General features: G+C 39.2%; 8 protein-coding genes and 1 pseudogene. All 9 read right to left on the reverse strand.

What is annotated here, in order from left to right:
• A pseudogene (locus tag K8F54_RS12105) lies at positions 1 to 232 on the reverse strand (glycosyltransferase family 2 protein); the annotation flags it as partial.
• 12 nt (positions 233 to 244) lie between these two features.
• Positions 245 to 1,135, reverse strand: coding sequence for a glycosyltransferase family A protein (locus K8F54_RS12110; RefSeq protein WP_290791317.1), 891 nt, complete (start codon positions 1,133 to 1,135; stop codon positions 245 to 247).
• A complete protein-coding gene (locus K8F54_RS12115; protein ID WP_290791319.1) occupies positions 1,117 to 1,908 on the reverse strand; it encodes a glycosyltransferase family 2 protein in 792 nt (263 codons plus the stop codon). The genes K8F54_RS12110 and K8F54_RS12115 overlap by 19 nt, the downstream gene beginning before the upstream one ends.
• A gap of 17 nt (positions 1,909 to 1,925) precedes the next feature.
• Complete coding sequence (locus K8F54_RS12120; RefSeq protein ID WP_290791321.1) at positions 1,926 to 2,837, reverse strand: class I SAM-dependent methyltransferase; 912 nt, start codon at positions 2,835 to 2,837, stop codon at positions 1,926 to 1,928.
• A 6-nt stretch (positions 2,838 to 2,843) separates the two neighbouring features.
• Positions 2,844 to 3,923, reverse strand: a complete 1,080-nt coding sequence (locus K8F54_RS12125; RefSeq protein ID WP_290791323.1) for a GDP-L-fucose synthase — start codon at positions 3,921 to 3,923, stop codon at positions 2,844 to 2,846.
• A gap of 5 nt (positions 3,924 to 3,928) precedes the next feature.
• Positions 3,929 to 5,041: a GDP-mannose 4,6-dehydratase gene (gmd, locus tag K8F54_RS12130; protein WP_290791325.1), complete on the reverse strand. Its 1,113-nt coding sequence runs from the start codon at positions 5,039 to 5,041 to the stop codon at positions 3,929 to 3,931.
• 21 nt (positions 5,042 to 5,062) lie between these two features.
• The gene (locus K8F54_RS12135; protein WP_290791327.1) at positions 5,063 to 6,301 is read right to left on the reverse strand and encodes a glycosyltransferase; all 1,239 of its coding nucleotides are present in this window, start codon (positions 6,299 to 6,301) and stop codon (positions 5,063 to 5,065) included.
• A complete protein-coding gene (locus K8F54_RS12140; protein ID WP_290791329.1) occupies positions 6,298 to 7,053 on the reverse strand; it encodes a glycosyltransferase in 756 nt (251 codons plus the stop codon). The genes K8F54_RS12135 and K8F54_RS12140 overlap by 4 nt, the downstream gene beginning before the upstream one ends.
• On the reverse strand, positions 7,053 to 7,262 hold a 210-nt coding region (locus K8F54_RS12145), incomplete at its 5' end, for a hypothetical protein (protein ID WP_290791331.1). The genes K8F54_RS12140 and K8F54_RS12145, both read right to left, overlap by 1 nt.

Below are 7,262 nucleotides of genomic sequence, written 5' to 3' on the forward strand. Positions count from 1 at the left end.
ATAGCTGTTGTAAATAATTGGTCACCTCCCTACAACTTCCATTGTTTACCACACTGAGAAAGGTTTTGGGATGTCGGGTACGAATTAAGGACTCCAAACATAATTTGGTCACTTCCAAACCATGAAAAAAATATTCCTCCTTGAGATTGGGAATAAACACCGGGACAATTATTCTATGATAAGCGTCACGCTTTATTTTAGCATTACTAAAAGGATTAGTGCCTTTTCGCATCAATAGACATTTTTAGGAGCTACTCAATCTTTTGAGTAATAACTTTATATTTCCAAAGTTAAGAAACCAAAAAGGATTCAGCTTGAATGTATAGATGATTGTTTTCCATTTTCGGGAAGAAATACCTTTTAGCTGTTGTCTTACCACATTGTCTAAAAGTTGTTTCCTTTCCCCACTATCGATATTTCCTTCGGTAAACATTTTATCTATCACTTTTTTAAGATATCTGGGCAGTTCTAAATACTCTTTTACTAACACCCTACTATTGCTGTAATGATCCCGGTATAAAGCAAGTGGTTCGTTCAAATAATAAAATAAAGTATAAAAAGAACATCGCGTCCAAAATTCAACATCTTCTCCTGCCTGCGGCATTTTTTCATTAAAAAATCCAACTGTATCCACTATCGATTTCCGAATAAGCACCGTTGGCATCATAAGCGTCCAATTACCCATCATTCGCATTTTTACATCACCGTGCTTTACATCGGGGCTTCCCGGTTTACCTACAACTACGCCTGTTTCGTTTCCTTCTAAATCTATAACCTTACAAGGGGTGTGAACCAGTCCGTAATCGGGGTGTGCTTCCAAAATGGCAATTTGCTTTTCCAATTTTTTGGGCAACCAAAGATCATCATCGTCAACAAAGGCAATGTACTTTCCCTTTGCCAATTTAATTCCTGTATTTCTTGGCTTTGAAGGTCCGCCACTGTTTTCAATTTTCGTGTATAAAATCTTGGGGTAGGAAGCACAAAGTTGTTCATTTTCATTCCCCGATGTACCATCATCCACAACAATAACCTCAACAGTTTGATAGCTCTGAGCACTAATACTCTCCAAGGTTTCTTTTAGTAAACTTGGACGATTATAGGTCGGTATGATAACACTTACGAGCGGGGTTTCCATAATTTACCTATGCGTTTTGAAATTCGTTTTAGTATTCCTCTTATGGAATTTCTCTCAGCCTCTTTCTGAAGCCGTTCTCTTTCTAAATGTTCTCTGTAGATAGCATATTTTTCACCATAGCCTTCTTTTAACAGCCGAATATCCTCCACTTTTTTACGTTGTAAAAAGTCCTGATTGTTGCTTAGTCCCGAAAGGTCAAAAAGGGTTAGAAAATAAGGAATATGCTGAAACTTCACATTTCCTGACACCTGACATTTTACATAAAAAGCCCTGTCGGCACCTATTTTATAGGTTTCATCGTAAAGGCCGAGACGATCGAATAGCTCCCGCTTAAAAAAAGTACTTTGGTGCGGAAGGGATGTTTTCATAAAATAATCGGGAGGTAATACATCGGGATATCTTTTTTCGCCATTTTCAAATCGATAATCTCCATAGATGATCTCTCCATCAAATAATGGATGTTCGATAAAATCCTGGATTGCATTCTTGGATATGAGAACATCACCACTATTCAAAAACAGCAGATATTCACCTTTGGAAGCTCGAATCCCTTTATTCATGGCATTGTAGATACCAGTATCCGGCTCACTTATCCAATGCGTAATCTCAGGCGCGTGCTTATCAATGATCCCCAAACTCGTATCGGTCGAACCACCGTCAATTATCAGGAATTCAAAATCTTTAAATTGTTGTTTGGCAACCGATTCGATTGTTTTTTGAAGCCCCAGGGCATTGTTGTAATTTATCGTAATGATGGAGAGCTTGGGATTCATTTACCTTATCTTATACCTTATCTTAATTTTTCTATCCATAAATTTCCGCCAACATTTTTATAAGTCAGTGGCATGTTTTCAAATACAGCCGGATGATGCGTATGCAGGTAGTGCGAAAAAACTCTGATCTTATAATCGTTATTATGCATTAGAAATGCTTTCAGTAAATAATTTTCATTCCAGTTTCTCCCACCAAAGACCCAATCTTTTGGATATTCAAAGGGATAGAAAATATCGTGAAAGTGTATAAAAACACCGGGATTTAGCACAGGTAGTATTTCAAATAAAATATAATTAACATCACTGCCACATTTTGATACATGTGTGCTGTCAATAAACAAAACATCCCCTTTTTGTAAAACTGAAAAGAATGAAGTATCAATCTCCTGTACTTTCTTTTCTAAAATAGTTGTACGTGATTTATCATTTTCTCGAATATTGTTATACAGCCTTTCGGGGTTGGGTTCTATAAAAGAAAGTTGTATCTCGTTATTGAAATACAGCTCGTTCACATCCAACATTAAGGCTGAAGAATGACCAGATCCAACTTCTATAATTCGTTTGGGTACTAAATATCTAATAATGGCGTAAAGTAGTATTGCGTCGGTATACTCGTACATACCGTTTTTGTACCCATATCGAAGCGCATCTGAAGGTGTATCTTTAAATAGAAGGTCTTTATAATAGCCTGAAAGCGCTGAAACAAACGATTTTTGTTCTTCAGTATTTAAATTAATGTCATTGATCCCGTCAATTTCCTTGTGCTTCCATATTTCGTGCTCTCTTTTCTTCAGTTCTTCTACCAATACGATAGGTGAATAATAATGTCCGGGAGGGAAACAGGAATTCGTATCGTAAGCTTCATTTTTAGCATATAATGCTTTTATGTAGGGTAGTGTGTTGAGGAAGTTCTTAATCTTATTTTTCAAGTCCAATTATTTTAAATACCAACGGTACATTTTCGCAACACCTTCTTCTAATTTCACCTTCGCCTTCCATCCCATTGTATTAATTTTAGAAACGTCGGTTAACTTACGCATGGTGCCATCGGGTTTGTTGGTGTTAAATACAAAATCTCCCTTAAATCCAATTACCTTTTTAAGTAAAGTTGCCAGATCTGTAATACTGCAATCCGTTCCCGTTCCAATGTTTACATGGGTATTTCTAATTTCCTTTTTATCTGAAATGCAATCCGAAAAATTAGCGCGTTCCATTAAAAACAAACAGGCCTCAGCCATATCCTGAACCCACAAAAATTCCCTCATGGGTGTTCCGGTTCCCCAGATTTCAACTATGACCGACTCCTTTTCTTTTGAAAGTCCGAAGTGATTAAACATCTTACCAATAGCTTCTTCTGAAGCATTCCCATCGACTCCTTTGATGGGTAATCGATTTAAATCCTTTCGAATTGCCTCCCAGTTTTCCTCCTCCCAAGCTTTTCCTAGGTGAATTTTTCGCAACAAAGCAGGTAATACATGCGCCTTTTCCAAATCGAAATTATCGTTGGGGCCGTACAAATTGGTTGGCATGGCCGAAATATAATTGGTGCCGTACTGTATATTATAGCTTTCACACATCTTAATCCCGGCTATTTTCGCAATGGCATAGGGTTCGTTGGTGTATTCCAAAACATCGGTGAGTAAATAGTGCTCTTTAAGCGGCTGAGGCGCATTCTTCGGATAAATGCAGGTACTGCCAAGAAAAAGAAGCTTTTTAACATCATGCAAATAACTTTGATGAATCACATTGTTCTGAATCATCAAATTATCGTAGATAAATTCGGCTCTATAGGTATTGTTAGCAGCGATTCCTCCCACCTTGGCCGCTGCCAAAAAAACATATTCGGGTTTTTCGGAAGCAAAAAAAGAGGCTACTGCTTCGGTATTGGTGAGATCGAGATCCTTATGGGTTCTTGTAATTAAATTTGTATGGCCGTTCTGCTGTAAGACATTCAGAATTGCACTTCCAACCAGACCTCGGTGACCAGCCACATAAATTTTAGTATTCTTGTTCATGCTTCTTACTCAAAGTAGTTATGGGTTCTAAAGCCTCCTTCTCGCAGGTACTGATCCTTTTGCATCAGCTTTACGTCGTGCGCCATCATTTCGACCACCAATTCTTGCAGACTGTATTTAGGTTCCCAACCCAATTTATTTTTTGCCTTGCTTGCGTCACCAATCAATAAATCCACTTCGGTGGGTCTAAAGTAATTGGCGTCTACTTTTATAATTTCTTTACCGATCTCAATTTGAAAACGCCGATCGGCACAGGCCTTTACATAACCCTTTTCATTCTCTCCTTCGCCTTTAAATTCTAAACTTATACCCACTTCGGCGAAAGCCAAACGTATAAAATCACGTACCGAAGTGGTTTTTCCCGTTGCAATCACCCAATCTTCGGGTTCATCGGCTTGAAGGATCATCCACATCATACGCACATAGTCTTTGGCGTGTCCCCAGTCTCTTTTGGCATCCAGATTTCCAATATAGAGAGTATCCTGCAGACCCAATGCAATTCGGGAAGCAGCCCTGGTAATTTTTCTAGTAACGAAAGTTTCTCCTCTAATGGGAGATTCGTGGTTAAAAAGGATACCGTTGCAAGCGAACATATTATACGCTTCCCGGTAATTGACTGTGGCCCAATAGGCGTAGAGTTTTGCGACGCCATAGGGGCTTCGCGGATAGAAAGGTGTACTTTCAGTTTGAGGAACTTCCTGTACCTTTCCGTATAACTCGGAGGTAGAAGCCTGATATATTTTCGTCTTTTTCTCCAAACCAAGAAATCGCACAGCTTCCAGGATCCTCAGAGAGCCAATTCCGTCGGCATTGGCTGTATATTCCGGAATTTGAAAGGAAACATGCACATGACTCATAGCCGCCAGATTGTAAATTTCGTCAGGCTGAATTTCATTGATCAAACGAATTAAATTGGTACTATCGGTCATATCGCCATAGTGCAACACAAAATTCCGACTCGATATATGGGGGTCCTGATACAAATGATCGATTCTATCTGTATTAAACAAGGAGGATCGTCTTTTTAGTCCGTGAACCGTGTATCCCTTTTTCAATAGGAACTCACTTAAATAAGCTCCATCCTGTCCCGTTACTCCTGTGATAAATGCTACCTTCATTGTACTATTTACTCGTTTATGTTATGATAACAGCTCTTGGTATACCTTGTGGTAGGCTGTTGCCTGATTTTTAAAACTGAAATGCTTCTCGGCATATGCACGAACCGTTTCTGCTTGGTAATTATTTCGTGTGTCATAAAATTGCTGAATCGCTTTTGCCAAGGCCACTCCCGAAACTTCTTCGGCCAAAATCCCTGTACTAGCTTCCCTTATGTGCTCCTTCATACCACCTACGCCAAAACTAATTACCGGTGTTCCCGAAGCAAAAGATTCCAACATCACGTTCGGCAGATTGTCTTCTCTGCTAGGCATAACAAAAGCGTCTGCCATCGTATAACAAGCTGCCATTTCGGCCTGCGTATTAATTTTCCCTAAAGATATAATTTTTATATCACTGACAGGGCTTTTCAACGCACCTTTCCCCACCGTGAGGATAGTAAGTGGAAGGTGAGAAAGATGTGGTAAGGCCTCCAACAGCAAATCAAATCCCTTGCGTTTAATTTCCAGTGAATGTGAAATAAAAAGCAATACAAAATCAGTTGCCTCAATTTCATGCTGTTTCCTTAATTTGTGGTTGTCCTGAATTGAAAAGGTTTCCAAATCGATGGCATTGGTAATACATCTTTTTACTGAAAAATGTTTAAAAAAACCACTGCCCTTTGCTTCTTCCAGTAGCCATTGGGAAGGCGAAATGATAGCACCGTTTTTAATTTTCTGAAGCGCATTTCGTTTGTACTCGGCCATCTGCTCATTTATGTCTGAAGCAACGGCATTATTGTGTATCTCATCACTCCGATAGTGAAACAGGCCCGAAAACGGATTCATATCGTGCAGGGTCCAAACAACGGGTTTTTGTATGCTCGAAAAAAAACGGTTGTAATCAACGATCCCGCTAATCCAATGTAAATTAAGCAGATCGGCGTTTTGCACTAATGGATGTTGCTGTAATTGCACGGAACTATACGGCAAGGACAGATTCTCGTACCGAAGCTTGTTATTTATTGCAGACAAACGAGACGTTGCTTTTTGAAATGGAGTGGGTACAAAAATGCGCTGTAATTTTCTTATGATCCTTTGAATGGTAGAAGGTCTTTGATAGTCGAGAAAAGAATCTTCCACCGTTTCGCCTTTAAAATTGATGGTGAGGTCTTTCGAAAGAAATGCCGAAGTAATCCCTTGCTCCCTCAATGCGTGGTGCAATCGAAGGGCGGCAATTCCGGCGCCACCTTTGGAGGAGGTTGTAATTTGAACTACTTTCATACGCCTGATTTTCCGATTAATCTATGATATAACTTTCTGGAAAACTCTCTAAAATATCTTTTAAAATAAGAATACGAATAATTGTAGCAGACAAAATCGCATACCACGGTGCCCAAATTTCTTAGCAGTGAATTAATAGTCTCTTTCCCTTCGGGCTTCCAGGAGTGATCCCAAAGGTGAACCGCATAGGTGTTTTCGGTAACAAAGGTTGAAAAATCCTCATCCTTCTTCTGATAAGGCAAGGGATAAAAATAATCCGGGGGGAAAATTTTGTCGTTTTCAGCAAGATTAGATTCATTGACAATATCCTTAAAAGCATGTGTGATTACAGGAGGTGAAAACGGATTGAATTCAATTGTCGTATAAAAATCGTCCATGGTCTGAAGTAAAGGATGGTTTGCCTTGGCTCCGAAAAAACCATAGGCAGCTCGGTCTTCAACCTCATATCCGGTAAAGAAATCGAAAGAAAGCAAGGGTTCGATAGACTTTACCAATAACATATCTGTATCCAAATAGATTCCGCCATGTTCTCTTAACACTTTAACGCGAATACAGTCGGCAGCAAAGGCATATCTCCTTTTTCGGAGGGCATTCTTATAAAAGGGATTTGAAAATTGCTTCGAATTCGATTCATTCCACTCTACAATTTCAAAATCGGGACAATAGCGTTTCCAACTTTCCAGACATTGTTTAAAAAGCTCGGGTTTTTTGCCTTGTCCAAACCAGCAATAATGTAGCATCTTAGGGATCATTATAGGTCTTTAACACTTTTATTTCTGAATATTCGCAGTAGTAAACGCAACATCCCGGACACTATTTTACGGCCCGATTTCGATTTTTCCAATTCGGCCAGCGCCTTAAAACGATTCATTTTAAGCAATTCCCACTCCTTGTAATCTTCGTAAAATTGTGGGAATTCACTTTTTAAAATGGTTTCTCTTTCGGCCCGTCTTGTAAACGT

It is taken from the genome of Altibacter sp., from assembly GCF_019913785.1.
Classification (GTDB): domain Bacteria; phylum Bacteroidota; class Bacteroidia; order Flavobacteriales; family Flavobacteriaceae; genus Altibacter.

Bases quoted from the DNA above. Each gene is read 5' to 3' on its own strand.
- K8F54_RS12115 (WP_290791319.1), bottom strand. From the start codon at position 1,908: ATGAATCCCAAGCTCTCCATCATTACGATAAATTACAACAATGCCCTG.
- gmd (WP_290791325.1), bottom strand. From the start codon at position 5,041: ATGAAGGTAGCATTTATCACAGGAGTAACGGGACAGGATGGAGCTTAT.
- K8F54_RS12110 (WP_290791317.1), bottom strand. From the start codon at position 1,135: ATGGAAACCCCGCTCGTAAGTGTTATCATACCGACCTATAATCGTCCA.
- K8F54_RS12125 (WP_290791323.1), bottom strand. From the start codon at position 3,923: ATGAACAAGAATACTAAAATTTATGTGGCTGGTCACCGAGGTCTGGTT.
- K8F54_RS12135 (WP_290791327.1), bottom strand. From the start codon at position 6,301: ATGAAAGTAGTTCAAATTACAACCTCCTCCAAAGGTGGCGCCGGAATT.
- K8F54_RS12140 (WP_290791329.1), bottom strand. From the start codon at position 7,053: ATGATCCCTAAGATGCTACATTATTGCTGGTTTGGACAAGGCAAAAAA.